The organism is Neobacillus canaveralius (assembly GCF_047237705.1).
Lineage (GTDB): Bacteria > Bacillota > Bacilli > Bacillales > Cytobacillaceae > Neobacillus > Neobacillus niacini_K.
In genome coordinates, this window is the sequence record NZ_JBDFLL010000001.1 from 3,803,755 (window position 1) to 3,829,951 (window position 26,197).

A 26,197-nucleotide genomic window follows, 5' to 3' on the forward strand; every position below is an offset into this window, starting at 1 on the left:
CCTAATGATGTGCTTAAAGAAAGGTGGCACTGTTAATGAATAAATTTTCATACACACTAAGGAGGGCAACGATGGGAATTTTAAGCGGCAACCCTAAAGATGAGCCTTTACACTATGGCGAAGCCTTTGATTTATGGTCATCATTATTGGCTGGTAATGGGATGATTGCAGGATATCAAACCATGTTAAACCATGCAGGCGATGAAGATCTAAAGAAGCTATTAGTAGAAGCAACAGAACTTTGCCAACAAGAAAAAAAGCAAGTGGAAGAACTTTTAAAAGAAAACGGTATTGGCTTGCCTCCAGCGCAGCCGGAACCGCCTGAAGCTTGTTTAGAAGATATTCCAGTTGGCGCACGTATTCCAGACCCTGCTATTGCTGCGGGACTTTCTGCAGATATCGCTGCTGGACTTGTGTTATGCAGTCAAATCATTGGTAAATCCATCAGAGAAGATGTTGCTATGATGTATGGTCAAGTCCATGCTCAAAAAGCTGCACTTGGAGCAAAAGTACTTCGTTTAAATAAAGAAAAAGGCTGGTTAATTCCTCCACCGCTACATCTAAATAAGCATGGTGATTGTTAATTTTCACCACAAAAAAGGATGAACACGTTTGTGTCTCATCCTTTTTTACATTATCGGCCTAAATCACTGATACCAGGGCTATGCTCATTCGGCATTTCAGGCATTACGGGAACTGGATAACCTTTCGGTGGTGGTACAACTTGTAATGTACCAGAATTCCTGCTTGGTGATTCACCTTGGAATATCGTACCAATTAGTGTTTCGTCTAGTCTAAAATTAAATTGAGCATTATGGAAGCCCATTTCTACATATTTGCGGCATTCTGGATACTTATTGATGTCATAGTTTGGTACTGGGAAAATTTTACCCCAATCTACACCCAATGTTTCTAGAGCTTTTGCAAATGCATTTTGGTGTGCATTATCGCGTACAATTAAGAAAGCTAACGTTTCTCTAAAGGTTTTATTTGAACTCATTTCATAAATCCGAGTCTTTTGTAAAACACCAGTAGATTCTAAAGTCAAATTATCCAATAAATCAGCAACTAAGTTTCCATGGCTGTATACATAGTTTCCATTCCAAGGATTCCCTCCAGCGTCTACTGGAAGTGAACTTTGAGCTCCCATGATAAAGTGATGAGGGTTTGCATGTTCTTTTACTGCTTCTTCTAAAGGAGCACCGGTCGTGCCTCCAGCCCCAATTGCTTCTTCCCCGGACCCATTCAGGAGTTGATTGATTGTTGTTTGAACAAGTTCTACATGGCTGATTTCCTCAAGGAATATCCCTCTGATTAAATCGCGGTATTGCTTTTGATTACCTCTGAAATTTGAGCTTTGGAAGAAATATTGCATCATCGTACGCATTTCTCCAAATCTTCCGCCCAATGTTTCTTGAAGAACTTTCGCTGCAGCCGGATCAGGTTTGTCGGGAACAATCATATTGATTAGGTCTTCTCTATAGAAATACACCGTCATTCCTCCTAGTAATGAATGAATACCAAGTTAGCTTCCCCGTATGTCATTCTCTTATTCGAACTCGCCTACTTTAGGATCCTCTTGATAATGTTCATTTAAGTAGGGATTTTCAGTGGTAGCGAAACTAACAGATAACAAACTCATTTCTGGGTCAAGCCCATATAAGCCTTTAAATGTCTTGTTAACATTTTTCCCACTTTGAAATTGTGGTTCTACCTCTTTTTCTTTCACCAGTTATCACCTTTTCTTTTGCGATTTTAGCTAACTCTATAACACCAAGCTTAATAGTAGTCTGAAAAATATGGTGTTTGCATCCCAATAATATTTTCTAATATTTCAACAGCTTGTTCATCACCCTGTAAACGAGAAATTGCAGCCAAATATGATGGTCTTTTATAACTCAGTAACATCGTTGTTAGTGCCTGAATATCGAGTGAAACATTAGGAGTTTCCTCGCTTTGTATGAACTGGCCTTGACCATTACTCGAAACAAGAAGTGTGAATATTCCTTGGTTCCATTCCAACATGGGGTCTTCCAGCAAAAGTGTTACTTTACTTTCAGTTCCCGTAGCTCTAAAAGGATACTGTTCAATAAATTGTTTCGCATCAACAATACGAGCCATAAAATATGGAGAAATGGATTCTTTGATATCCCCGTCTTCGAGCCAAAAGGCTAACGGCTCATTCATAAAAATATTCCCAACCACCTTTGATACCATAGAGAAATGGGCCCCAATGAAATTCCAAAGGCCAATTCTCGCCTCTTGATCCATATAGACCATTTCTTTAATATGGAGAACATCCTCAGAGATCCAGTACAGCAAGTACCCATGAGGCTGGTGTGTGTGATCATAATAAACAGCTGCGGTTAACTCATCTACATCCCATCTCCAATATTCATCCCAAGCTAACTCATTGCGTATCATAGCTGCATGCATTTTACTAGAAAAAAGTTTATAAACAGTTTCTACATCTGAATGCTCGATATTCAACCTTTCCACATAACCAGGAACTTTCCTTATCTTTGGTAATTGGACATCTCTCACTTCGAAGGTTACTTTATCCGAAATGATTTCCCAACCTCTTCGGCGGTAGTATGGAATGGAATAAGGAAATAGATAGGATATAGATTGTTTTCTTGCCTGCATATCCGCAAGTCCCTGTCGCATTAATTTATACATTAGTCCCATGTTAGCGTATTCTGGATAGGTACCAACTCCGGTCAACCCGCCCATTTCAAACGTCCTTCCAAAAATATTTACTTGAAAAGGGTAAACAGCCAGCTGTGAAACAAGTTTCTCTCCATCAAACCAGCCAATCACATCCGCTTGATCCAACACCGGTTTCTTGGCTAAAGCTATCTCGCGTTCTTCCCAGCCTACCATTTGTAAATCTTTCTTAGTAACTTGAAACACATACCGTAATAACTCATTAAACTGTTGGAAGTGCCTTGTTTCCACTTTTCCCATTTTGAGCCTGTCTAGTCGACTCATACCTATACCTCCAAAATCAACTTCATACATCTAATATGTAGTGTTTACTTAACAGTGGATTAGAATTCCAAAAAAAGAAGCTGCAATACTTATATCTGAGCAACTATATTTTGATGTTTATTTGAATAAACTTCTTAGAAATTTTTTAGAAATTATAAATTTTTGATTTTTAAAGTTAAAACCAACTTGACACATCGGAATTATAGGTATATCGTAGAGATATATAATATTAATTCGCCGATTTGACAGCAAAAGGCACCTCTCTATAACTAGGAGGTGTTTTTTTAATACTTACTTCTAATAATGATAAGGGAAGGAGTTTTATTAATGATCGAACATTATCCAGTATTACCAGGAGCAGGACCTTTTTTCTTTAAGGGAAATGAAATTGGGATTTTAATTTCACATGGTTTTGTTGGAACACCACAGAGTGTCAGTTATTTAGGTGAATACCTTGCATCTGAAGGTTTCACAGTCTATGGAGTTAGATTAAAAGGACATGGGACACGTTTTGAGGATATGGAAAGGTGCAGTTACCACGATTGGATTAAAAGTATAGAAGATGGATTCCATTTTCTAAAACAACATTGCCGCGACATCTTTGTCATTGGCCAGTCAATGGGTGGTACTTTAACACTAAATCTAGCTCAAAAGGATAAAACTATTAAGGGAATCATGTTAATTAATGCTGCAATCAACTCCATTCCCCCAATGGAAATGTATAAAAACAAACACACTCCACGTTATGTTGAAGAAGGAGAACCAGATATTAAAGCAAAGAACGTTCACGAAATTACGTATTCAAAAGCACCAGTACGATCAATGCATCAGCTATTTGCTTTAATGGATGAAACAAGGGATAAGCTTTCACGTGTTACTTGCCCAGTTCTAGCATTTCGTTCAGAAGAAGACCACGTGGTTCCGCCTGAAAACACAAATTATATTTTGTCAGCCGTTCAATCAGAAATAAAAGAAGTGGTTCCGTTATATAATTCTTATCACGTTGCTAGTATGGACAATGATAAAGAGTTTATCGCTGAACAATGCAGCTTATTTGTTAATAAACTTGTAAGTAATATTTATAAAACCATATGAAATAAAACAACCTCGCCAGTAACACTAGGCGAGGTTTACTTTTATTGTTTTATTAAGTTTGGCGGGTTTTCTTCTTGTAATCCTGTCACTAAATTGGTTGCTGCTGTCATGGCCATTTTGTATCGTGTTTCATAGGTGGCCGAGCCAATATGGGGCAGCGTAACTACATTTTTCATGGAAAGCAGCGGGTTTTCCATTTGCACTGGCTCTTGAACAAAAACATCTAGTCCTGCCCCATATATTCGCCCATTTTGGAGCGCTTGAATTAAAGCTTCTTCATCGACAGTTTTCCCTCTTGAAGCATTTATGAAGATGGCTGACTCTTTCATAAGCTCGAACTCTCTTTTGCCTATCAAATTTACAGTCTCTGGAGTCAAAGGTGTCATTAAGCAAACATAATCAGACTTCCTTAACAATTCCTCCATTGAACAATATGTAGCCCCATATGTTTCTTCCGCCCCTCCGTTTCGGGAACGATTATGATATAAAATCTCCATATCAAATCCAAAATGTGCTCTTTTAGCAACTGCGGAACCAATTCCACCCATTCCAATAATACCTAACACTTTATGATGGACATCTACCCCAAACCACTTTTCTTCAAGACCCGATTCCCACTGACCGTTTTTAACCCATTGATCTAATTCTGGGATTCTTCTTGCTGTTGAAAGAATTAATCCCATAATAGTATCGGCTACCGTGTCATTTAGAACATCCGGGGTATTGGTCGCCATAATCCCACTCTCTGTCAAAGCAGTCAGATCAAGATTGTCGTAACCAACAGCTATATTGCAGACTATTTTCAAATGTGGTGCTTGATCCAATAACTCTTTGTCTACTTTGAGCCCCGAACCTAATAAACCTTGTGCATCCTTTAATTCTTCAAGAAATGCAGGATAGTTTTCTGAATCAAGTTTCTCAAAATAAATAACCTCACAGGTTTCTGAAATAAATTCCAATACTTTCTTATCCACTTTTTTATAAACGATTATTTTTGGCTTCATTTTTCTTCCCCATTTCGTTAAACCTATTTGTCTTTCATTATAAAGTAATAAATACATTGAATAAACAAATACTGATATAAATTCACCAATTTGGCAGGGATTTGCAGCCAATATTCGTATAGTTATGCATAAAAATTGAATGTTACATAATAACATGATACAATAATATTATGTAACATGGATGAAGGAGAATTTCTAATGGAGTATGTTGAAGCTCTGAGGGACATCAAGCAGATTAATGCAATTAAAAAGTATTTAAAAAAGCATTCCGAACGTGATTATCTTCTTTTCGTTTTTGGAATTAACACAGGATTAAAAATCACCGAAATGCTGGATATCAAGGTTGGCGACGTATTAGAGAAGGAAGACAGTGTAAAGAATTTTTATTCATATCCACATCATGAAATGATGAAGGAAATATATCTGAATTCTAAAGTAAAGCAAGCAATTCTTCACTACGTTCAACATGAACACTTAAACTTTGAAGCTTTTTTGTTCAAATCGTCCAAAACCGATAAACCGATTACACGCCAGCAAGCTTATCGAATTATTCATCAAGCATCTGAGGTCATTGGAATTGAAGGTAAAATCGGGACCAATTCCATGCGTAAGACCTTCGGATATCATGCCTATAAACGTGGAATCGCCATTTCCATTCTGCAAAAGCATTTCAACCATTCAACCCCTTCTGAAACGCTAAAATACCTTGGAATTTCCAAAGAAGAAAAAATCAGAACTGAAATTGATGTCAACTTATAGGAAGAAGCACTCTTATCCATGTACAAATTATTTGAGGAGGAAGTAAAAATGAACATTCGCGAAATCGAACTCCCAGGTATTGGGAAGAAATTTGAGGCCATCACAAATAACAAGGATAAGCTGGTCATTATCATTCATGATGATGGAAGAAGAGACATTTATCTTTTTGATCAGGAGGATTACGAGGAAGCAATCGCTAGCTCTACCTTTAATGATCAGGAAGCAAGGCAGATTGCAGCGATAATCGGCGGAATGACCTATGCACCCAAAGCATTAGAAACTATAGAAATGGCATTTGATGATTTAGTGATTGAATGGTTTAATGTTGAACCGAATGCAGCCGCTGTAAATCAAACCATTGGACAGCTTAATATCCGTCAATCCTATGAGGTTAATATTATTGCAATTATTAAACGACAGAATCACAAAAAGATTCATACTCCTGGTCCTGAAACACTTTTAGAAGAAGGAGATACGGTGATCGTGTCTGGTGAGCGCAATCAAGTAAAAAGGATCGTTAAAGAAGTACTTTCAAGAAGGGACGGGTGATACTTGTGACGAATCATTTAGTTTTTGAAGTCGGTACCGCATTAGTATTAGTTGCACTTACAGCAGTATTAGCAGGAAAGTTGAAATTTTCGATCATCCCGTTTCTCATCCTCTTAGGGATGGCAGTTGGTCCGCATGCCCCTCAAATCGGTATTATTGATCTCACCTTCATTGAAAGCTCTGAAATTATTGAGTTTTTCGGTCGAATTGGCGTTCTATTTTTACTATTTTATTTAGGTCTTGAATTCTCAGTAGGAAAATTAGTTCGTTCGGGACGATCGATTGTGATAGGCGGTTCCATTTATGTAGCACTTAATTTTACTTTAGGTATAGCTTACGGCTTCGCTACTGGCTTTCCTATTATGGAAACCTTAATCATTGCAGGTCTCCTAAGTGTTTCCTCAAGTGCCATTGTCGCCAAAGTGCTTGTCGATCTAAAAAGAACAGCCAATTCAGAAACAGAATTAATCTTAGGTATCATTTTATTTGATGATATTTTCCTAGCTTTATTTCTCTCCATCATGTCCGGTCTATTGCTAGGCGGCTCGACCACTATTGGAGGAACAATCCTTTCCGTCCTCATTTCACTTGGATATATGATTCTCTTTTTTGTTATTGCTCGAAAAGGGGCACCTATTCTTAATAAACTATTAAACATTAAATCTAATGAAATATTTATCCTCGTCATTTTCGCGTCTTTATTTTTTATCGCAGGATTTTCAGAAAAACTACATGTTGCCGAGGCCATTGGCGCATTATTGTTAGGTTTAGTTTTCTCTGAAACGGAACATCGCGAACGCATAGAACATTTAGTCATCCCTTTTAGAGATTTCTTTGGAGCAATCTTCTTCTTCAGCTTCGGATTAAGTATTGACCCCTTCAGTTTAGGCGGAGCCGTTTGGCTTGCTGTCGGTGCAGTAATATTAACAATTATTAGTAACTTTGTAGCTGGGATGATTTCCGGGAGAAAAGCTGGATTGTCTTATAAAGCTTCCTCCAACATCGGATTAACAATCGTTTCTAGAGGTGAATTTTCAATCATTGTTGCTAACTTGGGACTTGCGGGAGGATTACTGCCGATCCTAAAACCATTTACCGCTGTTTATGTATTAATATTGGCTATTATTGGGCCATTGTTAACGAAAGAGTCTAAAAATATCTATCAATTTCTAAATAAAATTTTCAAGTGGGAAAAAGGTAAATCAGTGAAAAAGAAAATCTCTATTCCTAAATCTCAAAATGAAAATGAGAATAGTCCTGGTCTTTAAATATGTGAAAAAGCTAACAAAATGGACTAAAATCACCATTTTGTTAGCTTTTTTCAATTATATTTTACGGACAAAAAAAGGAGTTAAGGAGGATTTCCGTTGACCATTGAGTTGGCTATCATCCTGTTAACGTATCTTTTATTATTAGTTATGTCCTATCAGATTATTTTTCTTATCAATAAAAAAGAAGATAAACGAGGATGTATCATCATTAACACTTCATATAAACATGCATATTCCATCCTGCTGTTTGGAATTCTTATCGTTTACACTTTAATAAAACTTCCTCATATTAATCTGGGATCACAAACGATTAGTTATTTGATTCTTGTAAGTAAGTTTATTTCTGTGATTACTTTAGCAGTAAGTATTTTTCTTTTAAGCAAAAAATTATAGTCCTTTTACCCAGCGACCTGCCATATCAATCCAATTCGTTATTTCAGGCTGTAGGTGTGATTCATTATCTACCCTTTTCGTCTCATCTGTTCCCAGGGACAATCCATGGCCCCCTTTTGGGTAAATATGCATTTCCAAAGGAACTCTAATTTTTAAAAGTGCTTCTGCAAACTTAAAACTATTTTCAACAGGAACGGCTATATCCTCAAACGTATGCCATAAGAAAGTTGGAGGTGTAGTAGCTGTAACCTGTTTCTCTAATGATACCAAGTCTAGAGTTTCATCATCTTGGCACTTATCTCCTAATAATGTTTCAAAACTACCACGATGTGCATTTTGCCCTGATGTAATGACTGGATAACAAAGGATTAAACCGTTTGGAGTAATTTGTTCTTTCGAGTACTCAAGCTCTTCGGCTAAAAACTCCTTGTCCCAGAATACACCAAGGCTTGCTGCCAAATGGCCTCCCGCTGAAAAGCCGAGAACAATTATTTTATTGATATCTACATTCCACTCGTCTGCATGGTCTCGTACCTTACCGACTGCTTTCGCCAATTGGCAAAGTGCGGTTGGGAATACCGCGGGCTTTACACTGTATTTTAAGACACATGCATGAAATCCCATTCCGTTTAAGCGGATAGCCACTGGTTCGGCCTCTCGTTCTGATGTAAATTGATATCCGCCTCCTGGACATATGACAATCATCGGTCTTTTTCGGTTTGCATCTATCTCTGGCGAATTATCTAGTATGTATGTGAACAATGTTGCGGTATCATGTGAATGTTCTATCTTTATTTTTTCATGAAGCATATCCTCTCACCTTTCTTTCAGAATTATTGAATTAATTCTATCTTAATACAAAATAAATTTGTATTGCAGGTTTTTTATAGAAAAATCCACCATTAATTGGTGGATTTTTCTATAACTTCGTTCTTATGCTCCAAAGTTCGGGAAAAAAGTGCTGATCTAAAACTCTTTTTAAGTAGGTTACACCTGATGATCCCCCTGTTCCTTGTTTATGACCAATGATTCTTTCTACTGTACTCATATGATTGAAGCGCCATATTTGCTGTTGATGTCCAATATCAACTAATTTCTCAGCTAGCTCGTATAAGTCCCAATATTGATCAACATTCCGGTAGACTGTCAGCCATGCTCCTTCAACACTGACATTGGGTTCAAAGTTTTTTGATAGATCGCGATTTAAGACATCTTCATCGATAGGAATTCCGCGCGCAACAAGTACATGAATTGCTGCATCGTAAATACTGGGTTTATGGAGTGCCTCCTGCATTTTTTTATATAGTTCTGGTTGATGCTGATAGACTGCTAGAGTATGAGCATTTTTATTACCTAAAGCAAATTCAATCATGCGGTTTTGATAGGACTGAAATCCTGAAGATTGACCCAATTTATCCCTGAACTCCAAGTACTCAGATGGTGTTAGGGTTGAGAGAACACTCCATGATTGAATCAATTGCTGCTGAATTCTCGAAACACGCGATAGAATTTTAAAGGATGGTTCTAAATCGTTCTGGCTGATAAACTCAATCGCCTCCGCTAATTCATGAAGTATTAATTTCATCCATAATTCACTTGCTTGATGGATAATAATAAATAACATTTCATCATGGTGATTAGAAAGACGATGTTGACTAGATAAAATTTTATCAAGATGAAGGTAATCCCCGTAGGACATTGCTTTTTGGAAATCTGTTTGAATGTTTTTTTCTAATTCTGGTTTCCTGTTTTCTTCGGGTGTTTTCATGTTTACCGCCCCCCAAAAATATGGTACATTTTATCGATTATGCTACAACATCTCGTTCATTCTTAAAATTTTCGTATTGCTTTTCTCTCATTATTTTCTTTAAGAGAGCAACTGCCTCCCAAACCTCACAATAAGAGGTATAAAGTGCTACTGGAGCGAGACGTATAATATTAGGTGCTCGGAAATCAGGAATAATGCCATTTTCTTTTAGTGCTTTGCATATTCGAGCAGCCTCGTTATGCTCAAGGCTCACGTGCCCTCCACGACGTAAATCTTCTTCGGGGCTGCCTATCCTAAATCCCATATTGGATAACTCTTGGTCCACCAAATCCATCAAGAACCGAGTTATTTTCAATGACTTTTCGCGAATATTTTCAATTCCTGCTTCAGCAAAAATCTCTAATGCGCCTAGTAAAGGTGACAGACTTAAAACATGTGGTGTCCCAATTTGATAGGCACCCGCCGATTCCGCAGGTGTTAAAGCATGTTCCATATCAAATTGATTCTCTTTCTTAGAACCAAACCAACCGGCCAGACCGGGAGCACTTCCAAAATGTTTCTTGTTTACAAACAATCCGCCTACACTACCTGGTCCACCATTTAAATGTTTGTAATTACACCAATAGGCAAAATCAACACCCCATTCACTAAATGAATGAGGAATAGCACCAATGGAATGACATCCATCAAAACCGATAAGGATTCCTCTTTTATTCGCCTCACCTGTTAGTCTCTTCATGTCTAAGATTTGACCGCTTCGATAGAGTACCGTTGGCAGAATAATAAGGGCAATTTCATCGGTCATAGCCTCTATAATATCCTCTTCTTCTAAAAAACGGCCATCATGGCTTTTTATACGTATGAGATGGGTATCTGGGTCAAAACCGTGGATGCGAAGCTGACTTTGAAGCGCATATATGTCAGATGGAAAGGTCAATTCATCCGCAAGAATTTTTGACCTTTTTCCCGCCGGCTTATAAAAAGTAGCAACAAGTTGATGTAAATTTACTGTAGTCGAACCCGTTACAATGACTTCGTCAGCTTCGGCTCCAACTAGGGGTGCCATCATCACTCCCAATCTTTCTGATAAAAAAAACCATGGATGCTCCCCTTTAGTCCAGCCATCAATTCCATGTTCCTTCCAATCATTTAAAGATTCTAGGAGGGTTCGTTCTGCTCTTTTAGATAGTAGTCCTAATGAATTTCCATCTAAATAAATGGTTTTTGGTTTTATGTAAAATTCTTCTCGGAATCTAGATAGACTGTCGTTTCTGTCTAATTGTATTGCGTCATTTTCGGTCAAAAGCATACTAACCCACTCCTTACTTTATCGTCTCTCTAATTCTATTATACTCTGTTGGAAATTAGAAACAGCCGCTCTAATAACTAAAGCGGCTTACGTTTATTCAAGAACCAGAAAATATTGAATTTGATTAGGTGATATGGCTGTTATCGCATGAATCCGATAGCCGATACTTAGTAATTGTGATAATGTTTCTGCACAGTTTTCACGCGGAGGCTCAATCGGTGCGTGGTAGCTTTTATATAAGTGAATTAGTTGATTATTCGATTTACAGTGAAGCAAGACCACATGTCTCCCCGTCCACGCCTGCCCAATCATGGGTTGTACTTGTCTAATCTTTCTCATGGTATGACACCCTTTTATATTGATACACTAGTTTATGCTTCCTATATCTGCACGTTCTATTTCATCATCAATCAAATTTAAAATTCATGAGGAACTTATTTTCCTTAGACATAAAAAAACGAGAAACCACATATTACTCGGTTTCTCGTTTTTTTAAACAATACTATGGATTTGTTCTTGTTACAGATGAAGAACCTTTTACCCTTCCCAATAAATAGCCAACAATTAAGCCCATTACCGCAGGAGTTAGCCAACCGATTCCCTCTATATAGAAAGGAAGAATTTCAAATCCCTCGCTCCATACGTTATTTAGGAATGATTTATTAATTGTGTCCAAAATACTGAATAGAGCAACAAAGCCTATAACAGTGATGTATATATATGAATTTCTTTTAATCAAATCATCAAAGAGCCCCAAGAAGATAAGAACAATGGCGATCGGGTAGATCATACCAAGGATAGGTACTGAAATTTGCAGGATTTGCGTTAATCCTAAATTCGCAATTGCAGTACTTAGAACAGCTAAGATAACCACCCATACTTTATAAGCGACTTTTGGGATGGCATTGGAGAAGAATTGACTGCATGATGTAATTAAACCAATCGATACACAGAAACATGCCAGCGTAAAGACAATACCTAATAGCAGTGTTCCATTTTGTCCAAACAGGTAGGTCATGATGTTGGATAAAATAATGGCACCATTTTCTGCTTGTCCTAAAGAGGAACTCGCAGCTCCTAAATATCCTAAAATAAGATAAATCACCGCTAATAACAACCCAGCACCCAAACCTGCGTACATCATATAACGTGATTTCTTTTTTGAATCGAGTACTCCTTGTGCTGTCAGCGTGTTAGCAATGACAATACCAAATGCCAGGGCTGCCAACGCATCCATTGTTAAATAACCTTCTAATATTCCTTGGAACATTGGATTCTCCCGATAATTCCCGATCGGTGATTCAAATGAACCAATAGGATCAAATAAGCTCTTTACAAAAATAATCGCAATAAGGGCTAACAGAATAGGAGTCAATAATTTCCCGAAAAGACTAATCAGTTTTGAAGGATACATACTTAACCAAGCAGCTAATCCAAAAAAGACAATAGTGTAGATCAATAAAGAGACCGGACTTTCAACAAAATTTCCTGGCAAAAAAGGGGCAGCACCCATTTCAAATGCAAGACTCCCAGCCCGAGGAATCGCTAGTCCTGGACCGATTGCAATGTATATTAGAAATGGAAATACTAGAGCAAAAATAGGGTGAACTCTAAGATTCAGCTCATTTAAACTACCTGCCTTTGCTACGGCAATTACACCTAATATCGGCAGCCCAACTGCCGACACGATAAAGCCAGCAAGAGCAGCCCCTAAATGGTCACCTGCTGATTGACCAAGGAATGGGGGGAATATTAGATTTCCTGCCCCAAAAAACATAGAAAATAACATAAAACTAATAAAGACAACTTGTTTTGTAGAAAAATTCATGATGTGGTATCTCCTTATGATGTAAAAATATTATTGTATTATATCATTTATTCATTCTAAATTCTTTAGGAGTTCTTCCATATTTCTCTTTAAAAATTCGATAAAAATAACTAATGTTATCATAGCCAACCTGCTCAACAATTATAGTAATCGGCAAATCGCTTCCTTGTAATAATTCTTTAGCCTTATCCAGCCTTCTTTCTTGGAGAAGCTCTTTAAATGTTCGAGAAGTTGCCTTTTTAATGGTTTTACTAAGACCATAATGTGATTGGTTTAATTGTTCTGCTAATTCATATAAAGAGGCTTCCTTGTAGTGTTCCTCAATATATTTAAGTGATTCCACCACCAAGTAGTGAGTGATGGACCCTTCTTCTTTTCTTTCTACCCGATCAGAATTCTTTATTAACTCAATCATAAAGAGCCCCATATAAAGCTTGATGGCAGACTCTGAAAAAGTCGTCGGATACATAATTTCGTGGATTATTTTACCTATCAATTCCTGTATGTCTTCTACTTCAGAAACTTTAAAATAGAGAAATTGTCCATTCTGTGTATTATTGTAGAGGCTGCTCAAAAGAAAATCGCTGACAATGTTTTCAGAACTTAAATAGGAAAAAATAAAATCAAAGAAAGTAGGACGAATAATGAAGTTAATAACAATATCCTCTCTGTCACATGCTTTAATTTCATGTTCAATATGTTGATTTAAGAGCAGCAGTTCACCCTTTTTCAAGGTAATCTGTCTTCCCCCAACTGTCTGCTGCAATTCCCCATTATAAACATAATTGACCTCAATGTAATCATGTTTATGTAAGGGGAAATCCACAAATCTTGTATGCTTCCGAACCATTATCATCTTATCTTTACTTAAGAATTTTTCACTCTCAATAATAAAATTCGTCTTGCTTGTATATAGGTTTTTACTTACTTTCGTTTGCTGTTCAAGTATATCTTTCTCTTCATCTGTCAGTTGTAAAAGTTCGCTAAGAAGTTCCTGGTTCACTCTTTTCACCTATTTCCTGTTTTGGATCACAAAGTGCTGTTTAATAAGATATTATCATACCATTTCCCTAAGGCGATTAGAATAAAAAAAGTATGTTCCTATCACAGGAACACACCTTAGAAATTTCTTTTTATAAAATTTCCTTAAACATCTCAATGACTTCTTCTTTTGTAGGCTGGAATGGGTTACCTGGTGCACAAGCATCTTTTAATGAGTTTACAGCTAATTTTTCCAAGTCCACTTCATCAACACCTAATTCAGCGAGTTTACTAGGTATTCCTACTTCTTTCGATAAAGCTTTAATTGCCTCTATCACTTCATTTGCACACTGCTCATCAGTATTACCATTCACTTCAAAACCTGCAGCTTTTGCAATCGCTCTGAATTTTCTAGGGTCGCGTTTGGCATTTTCTCTTTCAACAATCGGAAGCAGCATTGCGTTACAAACACCATGCGGCAAGTCATATACCCCGCCAAGCTGGTGAGCCATTGCATGAACAAAACCAAGACCAGCATTGTTAAAGGCAATTCCGCCTAGGAACATAACATAAGTCATTTGTTCACGAGCCTCAATATCATGACCGTTTTTAACGGCTCGCGGCAGGTAATTAAAGATGATCTCTACTGCTGCTAAGGCTGTAGCATCAGTAACTGCATAAGCTCCTGGAGTGACAATCGCTTCAATCGCATGCGTTAAAGCGTCCATACCTGTTGCTGCAGTTAATGCCGCTGGTTTATCTACCATTAGTTCTGGGTCATTGACTGCAATGGTTACTAAACTATTTTTGTCAACCATAACCATTTTGACTTCACGTTCTTTATCGGTAATAACATAGTTGATGGTAAATTCACTAGAAGTACCTGCCGTAGTATTAACCGCAATAATTGGAACAGACTTATTTTTGGTTTTTCCTACTCCCTCATAGTCGCGAAGGTCTCCTCCGTTGGTAACATAAAGACCAACAGCCTTAGCAGTGTCTTGAGGGGAACCACCACCAACAGATACAAGGACATCACATTCATTGGTGTTAAATACATCGACACCAGCATAAACATTTTCAATTGTTGGATTAGGTTTAACATCATCATAAACTATATATTCCAGATTAATAGAATCTAACTCAGCAAGGATCTTACCTGCTACACCTGTTTGATTTAAAAATTTGTCTGTAACCACCATTGCTTTTGTAAATCCTAGTTCACTTACTAATGGAGCTAATTCCTTTAAACAGCCTCTGCCAAACAAATTTGTACTTGGAACGTAATAAACACTCATTCTTCTTCCTCCTTATTTATGTTCACTATTTCACAAATTTATTTATAAATGAAGGGACGTTTTATGTCCCTTCATTTTAAATACCCATTACAGATTCAAAATCCCTTTACGTGGAACAACACCAAATGCATCTGCAAGCTCTTGCAACTGAGCATCAGTAATCGTTTGTTTTTTTCCGCCTTGGGCACAAACAATGGTATATACTTCAGCAGCTTTTTCTGCTGTTTCAATCAGACCAAAGGTTTCATCTAATGTGGTACCAGCGCCGAAGATTCCATGATGAGGCCAAAGTACGAGGCGGACATCCTCCATCTTTTCAGCTGTTGCTTCACCAATGGCATTTGTACCTGGAACAATCCATGGAACAATCCCTACACCTTCAGGGAAAACAACAAGACATTCAGTACACATTTCCCATAAGGTTTTTGTAAAATCTTCTTCTTTTAAACTATGAGTAAATGACATGGCAATTAGGTTGGTTGCGTGGCAGTGCATAATCACTCGATGGTTTTTATCAGCTGCTAAACGCTTCATATGGTTCATAAGATGTGTTGGTAATTCGCTAGTTGCCACTCCGCCATCTTCAAATCCCCAAAGGATTTCATAACTTTTACCGTCCGCTCCAATACGAATCAGACCTAAGTTATTGGCTGGATCTCTTTTTACATTTTTGAAATATTTTCCTGAGCCCGTTACGATGAAATACCGACCCGCTAATGCTGGTGCATCAAAGTTCATCGCTACTGTTCTTTTGACATCATCAACATTTAGGTATGGAAGAACTTCATATTCATGTAATAAATAACTGATATTTCCACCATTGCGTTCATCCCAGCCTAGTCGATATAAATTCGAAGTAGTTTCTAACATTTCTTGTAAAAATGGTGCAGAATATATTGCATCTTTAATCATTGTCATACTCATTTTGGTTTCTCTCCTTTTATTAAAATCCTAGTTTTTATCTGTCTTTAAGTTTATTGGTTTTTGTTTTATTCTTTATACTGTAATGATACTCCCAAAACAAACACAAATCAACATACAAATAACAAATTATCTTTGTTTGTTTTTGTTTTATTAACATTTTAGTCACAATTGTATTCGTTTTCTTTTGTTTTGTTAACAGCTTTGTCACAATTTGATTTGTGTTTTTCCGGATAAACAACGAAAAAACAGACCGATAGCGGTCTGCTTGAGATATTTTATCTATTATAATTTCCTTATTGCATTTGCTATTTCAATACACAAATCTTCGGACTGAGGAACAAATCCTAATTTATCGATAAAAGCATGGGTCATTCCTTTATAGCGAATACATGTGGTATCGACTCCCGCCTCCTGAAGCTGTTTGGCATAAAACTCTGTGTGTATACGCAAGCCGTCAAATTCGGCTCCTACCAAAATTGCTTTAGGTAGTCCTGCATGGGACTCTGCCAGCATTGGACTTACATATGGATTATAAATATCTTCCTCATTAGAAATGTATGCCCTTAAAAATAGGTTTTCTTCAAACTTTGATGGTTTTCCAAGTGATAGTAATCCGTTTTTTATAATGCCTTTGTGCTCCTCAGACACTTCAAAGAAATCTTCGCTCCACTCATATCCTTTAACTTTTGCATCTGCCTTCGTTACAGATGGATAAATGAGTACCTGCATAGCAATCTTTGGTGTTCCTTCATCTTTTGCTTTTAAACAAACTGCTGCAGCATAATTTCCGCCTGCACTATCTCCAGCAACTGAAATTTTTTCTGGGTCAATACCATAGGCTTCTGCATGATCGTATACATGTTTGACTGCATAATAATTATCATTTAATCCATTGGGAAACGGCTTTTCTGGTGCTAAGGAATAATCAACGTTAAATACTACAGCATCTGCTAACTCAGCTATTAATTTACAGACGTTTTCTACTGTGTAGACACTTCCTCCAATCCAACCGCCTCCATGAAAAAAGACAAGAGCAGGTCGTTTCCGATTTTTTTCAGATTTCCTTGGATAGTACCGCCATAACCCAACTGTATTTCCACTTTCAGTTATTTCCTCATATTTTGTGTGTATTTCTACCGTATTTAAATTAATATTAGGAAAACCCATGTTTTCCCTCATAATCGGAATTAAAACTTCCATCGGCGGCATTTCTGCCGGTTCCTCACCATTTTGCCTTCCTGCCCAATGATCTCCCATTAGACTTAATTCCATCGGGTCTAGATATCCTGGTCTTTCTTCGCCTGGACTTGGTTTTAGGATGACTGGGATTCCGTTATTTTCAATAATTGAAACACCTTTTTGAAGCTTTTCAATGGCATTTGCATCATACTTTCTCATTTACACCTCTCCTTTGAGAATTTATATATATTTCTTGTATTCTATCTTTCTTTATTTTCTCCTTCTATTACTTGCCTTAAAGATTTCAAAAAGGGGGAAAGAGTTGCCTCAATCCCCATAAATACCTACTATGACACAGTTACTTTAATTTTCTTTAGATGAATATCCAACTCGTCAAGAACTTCTTTTGAAATTGGCAGGAACGGCATATGTGACAACTCTCTTAATGATTGATGACCTAATTTAGTGATCATATCCTGCGGTAAAGCTGCAACTTGAGGGGCAGTCTCTGTCAATACATTTTTTACTTCGTCATTGGATAGCAATTCACTAACTGCCAGCTGTGTACTGTAGTACTTTATATACTCTACTTCCGGGGTATACAAAAACTCCCATGTTCCGCTGTTTATTTCAACATGTACCTTTTCATCTTGCTGACCTGCACGAACTTCTGCAGTTTTTAATGAACTTCCATTCAATAGAACATTTTCAAGTTTTGCATCAGGTAATTCCACAGATGCTGTAGCATTAAATGGAATGACAAATTTAAAGGATAGTTGACCATCTTCCTTCAGTTCCCACTGACTTTCGTATAAGCCTGCTGCAGAATCTAAGGACGCTTTTGCATACTTTAGTCGATAATCGGGCTGTGGAGCCAACCGAACTTGTCTAAAACCAGGCTGATCTTCAACAGGATTAATTCCTGCTACATTACGATACATCCATTCTGCAATCGAACCATAAGCATAGTGGTTAAGAGAATTCATGTCCGTTCCACTAATCTTCCCGTCCGGTAATACGGAGTTCCAACGTTCCCAAATGGTGGTAGCACCCATTGTTACGGCATATAACCAGCTTGGATAATCTTTATTTAGTAAAAGAGTATAAGCGATATCATTATTTCCAGTCTCTGAAAGTACTCTGCACAAATAAGGTGTACCGACAAATCCTGTTTTTAAATGATTCTTATCTTTTTTCAATTTTTCACGTAAATCATTTGCTATTCTGTTTTTATGTTCTTCAGGAACAAGATCCATAAATAAGGCAACAACGTATGCTGTCTGTGTGCTCAAGGCAAGACGACCAGTAGAAGTAATATATTCTGCTTGGATTGCAGCTCTAACCTCATTAGATAATTGTTCATATTCCTGAGCGACCTCATCCTTGCCAAGCACCCTAGCTGCCTTTGCAACAAGCATTGAGGAGTAACTATAATAGGCTGAAGAGATAAATGCAGTTTCAGTACCACCCATTGGTGAACTTGGATCATCTCCGTCTAATGCCAGCCAGTCACCAAAATGGAAGCCGGTCGTCCAAAGCCTTTTAGTGCCAGTTGCTTCATCAGCTCTTTTGATAAAATCAACCCAGCCCTTCATACTGTCGAATTGCTGTTCTAGAATGGCTTTATCTCCATAGTGAAGGTAAGCAGTCCATGGTATGACAGTAGCTGCTTCTCCCCAAGCACTAGAACCGCCGCCTTTTACCGTTGTCATAGGGACAACCATTGGTACCATTCCACCTAAAGAGTCTTGTTCCTGAGCGAGGTCATATCCGTATTTACTGAAGAAAGCATAGGTATCCATATTAAAAGATGCAGTTCCTGAAAACACTTGAGCATCCCCGGTCCACCCCATCCGTTCATCACGCTGCGGGCAGTCTGTTGGGACATCCAAGAAGTTCCCTTTTTGACCCCATAATGCATTTAGGAATAAACGATTCACTAATGGATTACTAGTTTCAATGCTTCCGGTTTGATCCATATCAGAATATAAGACACATCCTGTAAAATCATCTTTATTAACTTCGCCACTCCAGCCAGAGACTTTTACATATCTAAAGCCGTAGAAGGTAAAGTGTGGTCTTACCGTTGCTTCTTCTCCGTTTGAAATGTATCTATGCTCGGCCTTTGCAGTACGCAAATTGTCTTGATAGAAGTTACCTTCCTGAAGAAGTTCAGCATATTGTAAGACAATTTCTGATCCCTTTGGTGCTTTGGAATTAAATTGAACCCAGCCAACCATGTTTTGACCCATATCAAGCACAGTTTCGCCTGCCGGAGTAATGATCACCTCAATTGGCTTTAACTCTTCTTTTACCACTACAGGAAGGCTCAATCTTGCTTTTAATCTGTTATAGCCCAAATCGATTTCCTTTACATCATAGCAAGTTCCATCACTCAAGTTTGAATCGTATATTTCTCCATCATAAATGCCACTGAATAGGATATTGCTCTTTCTTGCTTTCCATGAATCATCGGAATGAATAATCGTTTCCGTCCCATCTGTGTGCTTGATGACAATTTCACATACCAGGGCAAATTTGTCCCCGTAAATCTCAGTTTGTCCACCTTCAAAACCAAAACGGCCTTTATAAAGTCCATTTCCCAGAGATACCTCAACAGCGTTTTGCCCTGTTGTAATTAATCCGGTAATATCATAAGTTTGGTATTGAATCCATTTGTCATAGGCGTTGAAAAGAGGGGTCAGGTATTCAGCTCCAGCCTTTTCACCGTTAATTTCCATTTCATATAAACCCAAACCACAAACATAGGCACGTGCAGAAGCAATTTCCTCTGTTAGGTTAAAGTCCTTGCTTAGTACCGGATGAACGTCCTTTTCTAAATCCGGGGTAATCCATTTTGCACTCCAAGACTCTGTTAACTTTGCGGTTTCAAACCAAGCAGGATCACTCGTAGCAACATCTCCATTATCACCCCATACAGTTACTCGCCAATAGTACCGTGTGCAAGCCTCTAATTTTAATGGCAACTCAAATGCAAGACTGTCAATATCTTTACTTTTACCGCTATCAAAAACGATATGGGTAAAATCTTCATTAAGTGAAACTTGAATTTGTGCAGCTGTTTGTTGTTTTGCGGTGGTGTCATAAGCTACATATGATAAACGTGGCTTTCCTAAATCAAATCCCAAAGGATTTGTGATACGGTTCGTTTTCAAATTTTTAATTTTCATGTTTTTATGATCCTCTCAATAAGTAATAATCAAGATTTTATTTAATTTTAGCAAACGCTTTTATTTAATTTAATATTGAAATGAAAGATGTACAGTGCTCGAATTAAAGATAAAAATAGGAGTAGCACTCCATCCTAAAAATGGAGTGCTTATTCTTATTTACAATCTAGTATCCCATTTCCCACAAAACGGGTCTATAGGATTCTTCCCTTTAAATTCTGATTTTCCTAAGATTTTTTCAACAATCGCCTCTACTACGTATTCATTTGAAGAATAGGCATTGATATAGGTTTTTACCATAGGGACATCCTGCAGGTGATATGGGTTAGCGACTGAAACAAACAGAGTTGGAATATCTTTTACGAACCATGGCGCGTTCGCATTCAATGGCTGCTGCCAATTAATTCTAACGGTTGTTTGGTTACTTGCGGTTTCAAGGTTCGCAACGTATATGACAAGGTCATATTTATCTTTGAATTCATTTACACTCATAAACAATTCTTGAAAATTAACCTGCTTGTCATTGTAAAGTTCAACTTGGAATCCAGCATTTTCAAGAGAGTCAACAAACGGCTGGGTTACGGAACCGCTTTCCTTGAGCCCTCCTTCTTGATCACCTAATACGTACAATCGAACCCTTTTGTACTCCTCGGCACTAATAGGGAGTAATTTCTGTGTATCTTTTACTAATGTAACGGATTGGTCTGCACACTCTCGCGCCCAATCTTTATGTTCTTCACATTGTAATACAGATAAATCCTCTTCACCCGGTACTAACGTGCCCTGTTCTTTTTGAACATGCAGACCGAGAGAAGCTTTAAGGGCCAGGATCCTCGTGACGGCTTCGTCCACTCTTTCTAGTGTCAAGATTCCCGCTTCTATCCCCTTCATCATAAACTCATAATCTTCTTTAATATTACGATTAAAAAGGAACATATCACAGCCGGAAGCAATCGCCTTTGGTACCGCAATTTCTCTTCTTTCTGAAACGGTGAACCCTAACATAGGAGAAGCGTCAGTAACAATCAAACCGTTAAAGCCTAATTTTTCTCTTAGTAAGCCATTTAGTAATTCAGGTGCAAGTGTGGCAGGCTTGATATGTTCATCTTCAATCCCAGGCAATAGGCTTCTTGAATATTCAGGAAGCTTGATATGCCCTGCCATAATTGATTTCGCACCACTATCAATCATTTCTTGGTAAACCACACCAAATGACTGGTCCCATTCTTCTGTAGATAGCGTATTAACAGACGGTAAAAGATGCTGGTCTCGGTCATCTACGCCATCACCTGGAAAGTGTTTCACGCTAGCAGCAAGTCCGCTTTCATGAATTCCTTTCATAAACGATTTAGCCATACCAGCTACTGTTTTTGGATCAGAACCAAACGTTCTTACATTGGTAATCGGATTGCGATAATTCATATCAATGTCAACGATCGGTGCGAAAGCCCAGTTACAACCTGCTGCACGACCTTCTCGGCCAGCTACTACTCCTAGCTTATACGCCATTTCTTCATTTTCCGTTGCAGCTACCTGCATTTGTTTTCCAAAATAGGTGCCATCCGTAGCAATACCATTCCCACCAGCTTCCAGGTTAGCAGATATCAATAATGGGACTGGTGAAATCTCCTGTAACAAGCGATGCGTTTCTTGTATTTTGGCACCAGTATTTGGACGGTACATAATCCCGCCTGGATGATAATTTTCAATAAATGCTTCTAATTCTTCCTTCTTATCCGAACTGCCAATCGGACAAAATAATTGCCCTACTTTTTCATGTAAGTTCATAGATACAAGGGTTTCCTCTACCCACTGGATATCTTTATCGTTTAGAAGAAACGGGGTGTTTTTTAAGTGTGCTAGCTTGTCGTTAACATTTACTTTAATCATGATCTCAACTCCTAATCTCGTTAACTTCTATTAATTTGTCTATATTTAGAGTGGATAGGTCTTTCAACTTCAAATGCGCGTTAACACAAGAGGCTGCTGTGCCTACTCCTACTGCAATCATTCCAGCTGCAATTGCAGCATCAATTCCTGCCTGCGCATCTTCAATCACAACACATTCCTCTGGTGTAACCCCAAGTTTCTTAGCAGCAAGTAAGAAAACCTCGGGATCAGGCTTACTATTCGTAATGCTATTTCCATCAGCGACTTTATCAAAACTAGAAGCTAACCCGATTTGTTCTAAGATAAAGGGAGTATTTTTACTGGAAGAACCGATTGCAATCTTTATATCTCTTGCTTTTAAACTCAATAATAGATTGATAACCCCTGGTAAAATGTCATTGGGTGACAACTTGTTAAGCAGTTCACAATAGATGTCATTTTTTCGCTGAGCAAGAAGCTCCTTGTCAGTATCATAGTAACTTTTTTCAGAAAGGCTCAAAATAATATTGAGGCTTTCCATTCTGCTTACCCCTCGAAGGCGTTCATTTATTTCTCTATCAAAATATATTTTTTCCTGATCGCTAATTTGTTTCCATGCTTGATAATGAAATTCATCCGTCGATACAATTACCCCATCCAAATCAAATATTACTGCTGAAATTTTCATAGTTCCCATCCTTACTAATCAAGTAATCTGTAAGCGTTTCCTATTACAATTATAATGATATAGGAGATTACCCCTGCCTGCTTTCCCCTTTTTGACTGAAAACACACCGATATTTGTTCTATTTATTATTTTTATTTATGCCCAAATAGGAAAAGACACCAAAAAGAGCACCACAAGTTGGTACTCTCTTTCTTGTAATAAATTAAATAGTATATTCAAACCAATCAAAATAGGCAGGTGTACTTGTATTTCGACCATTTCCAGTCGCGTAAAGTCCAAAGTAAACTCCCGTAAACCCACCCGCCACTTCCGTGGATAACAGAAAACATTCACCTGAGCCTAAGACAGTAGACTCGCCACCTGGCTGTTGAAAGGTAAATGTATAATTCTTTGCATCGGCATGAACACTGAAAATAATACCTTCTTGTCCATACTCATGCTCAGACTCCACCTTCCAAAGCGCGCCAATTCTTCGTCTGACATAAACCTTTTTGACACCTTCTCGAATACCTAAAGCTATTTCATAATGAAATCTCTCATTCATGAAGACAGTCAAACCTGCTTCTTCCCCCTCGTGTGTCGGAGAAAACTCTAGTAATGTTGATACGTTACAGTCAAAATGCTGTTGCCTTCGACCTACGAATGCAGGTGAATCCACGTCGCTTAAACTAATTGCAGAGCCATATAATGTAAGCCAACCTGGTCTGTCAGCTAAAGACCAGCTTCCTTCAGCGGGATTACGTAAAAAATTCCACGAGAAATCCAAGGTCTCAGAGTTAAAGTTATCTATACTTCTCCAATTTTCACTTTCTTCTATCTTAAGTGTTCCACTATCCATTTCTAATTCAACTTGGGTACTAAGTACTGGCCAGCCCTCCTCATTCCAATCAACAGGTGCCAAGAACGTTTCTCTGCCAAGATGATGATGTTTTCCACTAAACGGAACAGGTGCCGGACGGAATCCTAAAAATACAGTCCACCAGCTGCCATCTATATATTGAATTAAGTCAGCATGTCCGGTAGCTTGAATCGGGCTCGCACTGCTGCGATGAGTAAGTATTGGGTTATTCGGGTGACACTCAAATGGACCAAATGCATGTTTACTCCTAGCCATTGTCACCATATGTCCGTATTCTGTTCCACCTTCTGCAATCATTAAGTAATAAAGGCCGTTGATTTTGTAAAGATGCGGTCCTTCAGGAAACGCCCCACCCGAGCCTTTCCAAATTAGCATACGTTCAGTACGAAGCTCCCCTGTTTCAACATTTATTTCAGCCTGATAAATCCCCATTGGTTCTCCGTTAAATATGTTTTGTGTTCCGGTTAAATACACTTTTCCATCATCATCAAACAAAAGTGAAGGATCGATGCCTGGCCAATCCAGCCAAATTGGTTCTGACCATGGACCTTCTGGATGATCGGCATACACGATGAAGTTTTTTCCAATTGTTAGATTGGTAGTAACCATATAAAACCGACCGTTATTGTATCTAATCGTAGGGGCAAAGATTCCCATCGAACTTTTTGCACGGTGTAAACCTAATTGGCTTTCGCGTGTTAAGCAATGACCGATTTGTTTCCAATTTACCAGATCCTTAGAATGAAAAATTGGGACTCCTGGGAAGTATTCAAAAGAACTAGTTACTAAATAAAAATCTTCACCTACGCTGCAAATACTTGGATCGGGATGAAAGCCACTAATAACAGGATTTTTATATTTCATTGTAGTAAACCCCTTCTAAAATAACAGCATTGTTTTTTGAAATTTCACCTAGTACTCTGCCACTCTCTTTTACTAATCTTTCTTGTGTATCCCGGTTAACACCAATAATCCCAAATTTCGGACCATATCCAAACGTCCATTCATAATTATCAAAGGTGGACCAATAGAGGTATCCCAAAACTTGAATTCCCTCCTCAATGCAGGAATATACTCCTTTAAGGCCTCGTTGGATGAATTCAACCCGACGGCTATCCTCATTTGTTGCTATTCCGTGCTCCGTTACCAATACTGGAATGTTCAGTTCTTTAGCAACATTTCGAATGGTTCCAGCCAGGGCTTCAGGGTAATATTCATATCCCATCCCTGTGACTTCAGTTCCTTCAGGCAACGGAACTTGTCCTTCTGGACCGTATATTTCTCGGGTATAGTTTTGAACACCAATAAAATCGTCGTCTTTTATCACAGATTTGAATTGTCCAAAGTAATCATGCCAAACTTTTGCAGCCAGCTCCTCCCCGCCTTCAATGTTTTGGATTTCAGGCAATGCCAGGGATAGTCCTACCTTGGTAGCTGGGTTAATTTTCTTCATAACCTCTCGAGCTTTCACATGTGCACCTTTCACAATTTCTAAAGATGCTTCATCTGAAGCCATATGGAAAGTAAAATATTGATCAATTGTGGTTCCGCATTTCTGTGCCGCAGATTCACGCCATCCCGGTGCTGTCCATGACTTGGCATCCATCCCTACTGGCGGCATGAAATTCATATTGATAAATAGTTCTTTCAACATAACCGGTAAATTGACTTCATTCATCGTCAACACATAAGGAATATCCTTTCCTAGCTCCTTAAACACAACATCACAATAGTTTGCAAAAAGGTCAGCAGTCAACGGATTTTTCCAGCCGCCTATCGTCATTAGCCATTGAGGAGAGGTAAAATGCATCATCGTAACTACAGGGATGATGTTGTTGTCATAGCATACTTTAATAACATCACGATAATGGTTAATTTCCTCTTGGGAAAATACACCCTGCTCCGGCTCAATTCGTGACCACTCTATAGAAAAACGATAGCTTTTTAGACCTAAACTTGCCATTAGTTCTATATCCTGTTTGTAAAGGTGATAGTGGTCAACAGCGTTACCAGAATAATCTTTATAAGGTGATCCTTCTGAATACTCTTCCACCCACATATCCGATTTATTATTGTTACCTTCTACCTGGTAAGCAGAAGTCGCTGTACCCCAAAGGAAGTTTTCTGGAAAAACATATTTCATTGTAAATTACCTCCTACTAAGCTTCTTTTATTTACTTATATTTAAATAGTAGCGAACGCTTCCTCAAGAGATAATGTTAAAATGCAATATCTTAATTG

The 26,197-nt window shown here is 38.1% G+C and carries 24 protein-coding genes; 6 read left to right on the forward strand and 18 right to left on the reverse strand.

The annotated features are described in order from the left end of the window. The first annotated feature begins 71 nt into the window (after positions 1 to 71). Positions 72 to 584: a DUF3231 family protein gene (locus ABC255_RS19075; RefSeq protein ID WP_412998590.1), complete on the forward strand. Its 513-nt coding sequence runs from the start codon at positions 72 to 74 to the stop codon at positions 582 to 584. Between the two features lie 50 nt (positions 585 to 634). Here ABC255_RS19075 and ABC255_RS19080 read toward each other — a convergent pair whose 3' ends face one another. Genes ABC255_RS19080 through ABC255_RS19090 form a run of 3 tightly spaced genes read right to left on the reverse strand, consistent with a single transcriptional unit; the run spans position 635 to position 2,991 of the window. Continuing rightward, complete coding sequence (locus ABC255_RS19080; protein WP_412995964.1) at positions 635 to 1,492, reverse strand: manganese catalase family protein; 858 nt, start codon at positions 1,490 to 1,492, stop codon at positions 635 to 637. 57 nt (positions 1,493 to 1,549) lie between these two features. Next, positions 1,550 to 1,729, reverse strand: a complete 180-nt coding sequence (locus ABC255_RS19085) for a hypothetical protein (protein ID WP_335529274.1) — start codon at positions 1,727 to 1,729, stop codon at positions 1,550 to 1,552. A gap of 50 nt (positions 1,730 to 1,779) precedes the next feature. Further along, a complete protein-coding gene (locus ABC255_RS19090; protein WP_412995965.1) occupies positions 1,780 to 2,991 on the reverse strand; it encodes a GNAT family N-acetyltransferase in 1,212 nt (403 codons plus the stop codon). A 327-nt stretch (positions 2,992 to 3,318) separates the two neighbouring features. Here ABC255_RS19090 and ABC255_RS19095 point away from each other — a divergent pair, with 327 nt between their 5' ends. Further along, positions 3,319 to 4,086, forward strand: coding sequence for an alpha/beta hydrolase (locus ABC255_RS19095; protein ID WP_412995967.1), 768 nt, complete (start codon positions 3,319 to 3,321; stop codon positions 4,084 to 4,086). Between the two features lie 41 nt (positions 4,087 to 4,127). Here ABC255_RS19095 and ABC255_RS19100 read toward each other — a convergent pair whose 3' ends face one another. Continuing rightward, positions 4,128 to 5,090: a 2-hydroxyacid dehydrogenase gene (locus ABC255_RS19100; RefSeq protein ID WP_412995969.1), complete on the reverse strand. Its 963-nt coding sequence runs from the start codon at positions 5,088 to 5,090 to the stop codon at positions 4,128 to 4,130. A gap of 198 nt (positions 5,091 to 5,288) precedes the next feature. On the opposite strand from ABC255_RS19100, the gene ABC255_RS19105 reads away from it, so the two are divergent. From ABC255_RS19105 to ABC255_RS19120, 4 genes are all read left to right on the forward strand, one after another. Further along, positions 5,289 to 5,849, forward strand: a complete 561-nt coding sequence (locus tag ABC255_RS19105) for a tyrosine-type recombinase/integrase (RefSeq protein WP_412995971.1) — start codon at positions 5,289 to 5,291, stop codon at positions 5,847 to 5,849. 48 nt (positions 5,850 to 5,897) lie between these two features. Continuing rightward, on the forward strand, positions 5,898 to 6,398 hold the full coding sequence (locus tag ABC255_RS19110) for a cation:proton antiporter regulatory subunit (protein ID WP_412995973.1): 501 nt from the start codon (positions 5,898 to 5,900) through the stop codon (positions 6,396 to 6,398). A 5-nt stretch (positions 6,399 to 6,403) separates the two neighbouring features. Beyond that, on the forward strand, positions 6,404 to 7,666 hold the full coding sequence (locus ABC255_RS19115; protein WP_412995975.1) for a cation:proton antiporter: 1,263 nt from the start codon (positions 6,404 to 6,406) through the stop codon (positions 7,664 to 7,666). A 99-nt stretch (positions 7,667 to 7,765) separates the two neighbouring features. Further along, entirely contained in the window at positions 7,766 to 8,062 is a 297-nt protein-coding gene (locus ABC255_RS19120; RefSeq protein WP_412995977.1) for a hypothetical protein, read from the forward strand. Here the strand turns inward: ABC255_RS19120 and ABC255_RS19125 are convergent. From ABC255_RS19125 to ABC255_RS19190, 14 genes are all read right to left on the reverse strand, one after another. Beyond that, complete coding sequence (locus tag ABC255_RS19125) at positions 8,057 to 8,872, reverse strand: alpha/beta hydrolase (RefSeq protein ID WP_412995979.1); 816 nt, start codon at positions 8,870 to 8,872, stop codon at positions 8,057 to 8,059. The genes ABC255_RS19120 and ABC255_RS19125 overlap by 6 nt on opposite strands. A gap of 109 nt (positions 8,873 to 8,981) precedes the next feature. Beyond that, complete coding sequence (gene kynA, locus ABC255_RS19130; RefSeq protein ID WP_412995981.1) at positions 8,982 to 9,830, reverse strand: tryptophan 2,3-dioxygenase; 849 nt, start codon at positions 9,828 to 9,830, stop codon at positions 8,982 to 8,984. Positions 9,831 to 9,867: 37 nt separating this feature from the next. Beyond that, positions 9,868 to 11,139, reverse strand: a complete 1,272-nt coding sequence (gene kynU / locus ABC255_RS19135) for a kynureninase (RefSeq protein WP_412995983.1) — start codon at positions 11,137 to 11,139, stop codon at positions 9,868 to 9,870. A gap of 93 nt (positions 11,140 to 11,232) precedes the next feature. Next, positions 11,233 to 11,478, reverse strand: a complete 246-nt coding sequence (locus tag ABC255_RS19140; protein ID WP_412995985.1) for a hypothetical protein — start codon at positions 11,476 to 11,478, stop codon at positions 11,233 to 11,235. Positions 11,479 to 11,641: 163 nt separating this feature from the next. Then, complete coding sequence (gene brnQ / locus ABC255_RS19145) at positions 11,642 to 12,967, reverse strand: branched-chain amino acid transport system II carrier protein (protein WP_412995987.1); 1,326 nt, start codon at positions 12,965 to 12,967, stop codon at positions 11,642 to 11,644. A gap of 43 nt (positions 12,968 to 13,010) precedes the next feature. Further along, positions 13,011 to 13,970 (reverse strand): AraC family transcriptional regulator, encoded by a 960-nt coding sequence (locus tag ABC255_RS19150; protein WP_412995989.1) that lies wholly within the window; start codon positions 13,968 to 13,970, stop codon positions 13,011 to 13,013. 130 nt (positions 13,971 to 14,100) lie between these two features. Continuing rightward, entirely contained in the window at positions 14,101 to 15,246 is a 1,146-nt protein-coding gene (locus tag ABC255_RS19155) for an iron-containing alcohol dehydrogenase (RefSeq protein ID WP_412995991.1), read from the reverse strand. An 87-nt stretch (positions 15,247 to 15,333) separates the two neighbouring features. After that, positions 15,334 to 16,164, reverse strand: coding sequence for a rhamnulose-1-phosphate aldolase (gene rhaD / locus ABC255_RS19160; RefSeq protein WP_412998591.1), 831 nt, complete (start codon positions 16,162 to 16,164; stop codon positions 15,334 to 15,336). A 288-nt stretch (positions 16,165 to 16,452) separates the two neighbouring features. Further along, positions 16,453 to 17,568, reverse strand: coding sequence for an alpha/beta hydrolase (locus ABC255_RS19165; protein ID WP_412995993.1), 1,116 nt, complete (start codon positions 17,566 to 17,568; stop codon positions 16,453 to 16,455). 128 nt (positions 17,569 to 17,696) lie between these two features. After that, on the reverse strand, positions 17,697 to 20,540 hold the full coding sequence (locus ABC255_RS19170) for an alpha-L-rhamnosidase (RefSeq protein ID WP_412995995.1): 2,844 nt from the start codon (positions 20,538 to 20,540) through the stop codon (positions 17,697 to 17,699). 159 nt (positions 20,541 to 20,699) lie between these two features. After that, a complete protein-coding gene (locus tag ABC255_RS19175) occupies positions 20,700 to 22,430 on the reverse strand; it encodes a glycoside hydrolase family 3 protein (protein WP_412995997.1) in 1,731 nt (576 codons plus the stop codon). A 4-nt stretch (positions 22,431 to 22,434) separates the two neighbouring features. Continuing rightward, a complete protein-coding gene (gene pgmB / locus ABC255_RS19180; protein WP_412995999.1) occupies positions 22,435 to 23,097 on the reverse strand; it encodes a beta-phosphoglucomutase in 663 nt (220 codons plus the stop codon). A gap of 202 nt (positions 23,098 to 23,299) precedes the next feature. Further along, positions 23,300 to 24,820, reverse strand: coding sequence for a glycoside hydrolase family 43 protein (locus tag ABC255_RS19185; RefSeq protein ID WP_412996001.1), 1,521 nt, complete (start codon positions 24,818 to 24,820; stop codon positions 23,300 to 23,302). After that, positions 24,810 to 26,099 (reverse strand): glycoside hydrolase family 1 protein, encoded by a 1,290-nt coding sequence (locus ABC255_RS19190; protein ID WP_412996003.1) that lies wholly within the window; start codon positions 26,097 to 26,099, stop codon positions 24,810 to 24,812. The genes ABC255_RS19185 and ABC255_RS19190 overlap by 11 nt, the downstream gene beginning before the upstream one ends. Between the last annotated feature and the right edge of the window lie 98 nt (positions 26,100 to 26,197).

What these genes read in the sequence shown, in the direction of transcription:
- ABC255_RS19075 (WP_412998590.1), top strand. Translation starts at nt 72, where the DNA reads ATGGGAATTTTAAGCGGCAACCCTAAAGATGAGCCTTTACACTATGGC.
- ABC255_RS19090 (WP_412995965.1), bottom strand. Translation starts at nt 2,991, where the DNA reads ATGAGTCGACTAGACAGGCTCAAAATGGGAAAAGTGGAAACAAGGCAC.
- ABC255_RS19095 (WP_412995967.1), top strand. Translation starts at nt 3,319, where the DNA reads ATGATCGAACATTATCCAGTATTACCAGGAGCAGGACCTTTTTTCTTT.
- ABC255_RS19100 (WP_412995969.1), bottom strand. Translation starts at nt 5,090, where the DNA reads ATGAAGCCAAAAATAATCGTTTATAAAAAAGTGGATAAGAAAGTATTG.
- ABC255_RS19105 (WP_412995971.1), top strand. Translation starts at nt 5,289, where the DNA reads ATGGAGTATGTTGAAGCTCTGAGGGACATCAAGCAGATTAATGCAATT.
- ABC255_RS19110 (WP_412995973.1), top strand. Translation starts at nt 5,898, where the DNA reads ATGAACATTCGCGAAATCGAACTCCCAGGTATTGGGAAGAAATTTGAG.
- ABC255_RS19125 (WP_412995979.1), bottom strand. Translation starts at nt 8,872, where the DNA reads ATGCTTCATGAAAAAATAAAGATAGAACATTCACATGATACCGCAACA.
- kynA (WP_412995981.1), bottom strand. Translation starts at nt 9,830, where the DNA reads ATGAAAACACCCGAAGAAAACAGGAAACCAGAATTAGAAAAAAACATT.
- kynU (WP_412995983.1), bottom strand. Translation starts at nt 11,139, where the DNA reads ATGCTTTTGACCGAAAATGACGCAATACAATTAGACAGAAACGACAGT.
- ABC255_RS19140 (WP_412995985.1), bottom strand. Translation starts at nt 11,478, where the DNA reads ATGAGAAAGATTAGACAAGTACAACCCATGATTGGGCAGGCGTGGACG.
- brnQ (WP_412995987.1), bottom strand. Translation starts at nt 12,967, where the DNA reads ATGAATTTTTCTACAAAACAAGTTGTCTTTATTAGTTTTATGTTATTT.
- ABC255_RS19155 (WP_412995991.1), bottom strand. Translation starts at nt 15,246, where the DNA reads ATGAGTGTTTATTACGTTCCAAGTACAAATTTGTTTGGCAGAGGCTGT.
- rhaD (WP_412998591.1), bottom strand. Translation starts at nt 16,164, where the DNA reads ATGACAATGATTAAAGATGCAATATATTCTGCACCATTTTTACAAGAA.
- ABC255_RS19165 (WP_412995993.1), bottom strand. Translation starts at nt 17,568, where the DNA reads ATGAGAAAGTATGATGCAAATGCCATTGAAAAGCTTCAAAAAGGTGTT.
- ABC255_RS19170 (WP_412995995.1), bottom strand. Translation starts at nt 20,540, where the DNA reads ATGAAAATTAAAAATTTGAAAACGAACCGTATCACAAATCCTTTGGGA.
- ABC255_RS19175 (WP_412995997.1), bottom strand. Translation starts at nt 22,430, where the DNA reads ATGATTAAAGTAAATGTTAACGACAAGCTAGCACACTTAAAAAACACC.
- pgmB (WP_412995999.1), bottom strand. Translation starts at nt 23,097, where the DNA reads ATGAAAATTTCAGCAGTAATATTTGATTTGGATGGGGTAATTGTATCG.
- ABC255_RS19185 (WP_412996001.1), bottom strand. Translation starts at nt 24,820, where the DNA reads ATGAAATATAAAAATCCTGTTATTAGTGGCTTTCATCCCGATCCAAGT.
- ABC255_RS19190 (WP_412996003.1), bottom strand. Translation starts at nt 26,099, where the DNA reads ATGAAATATGTTTTTCCAGAAAACTTCCTTTGGGGTACAGCGACTTCT.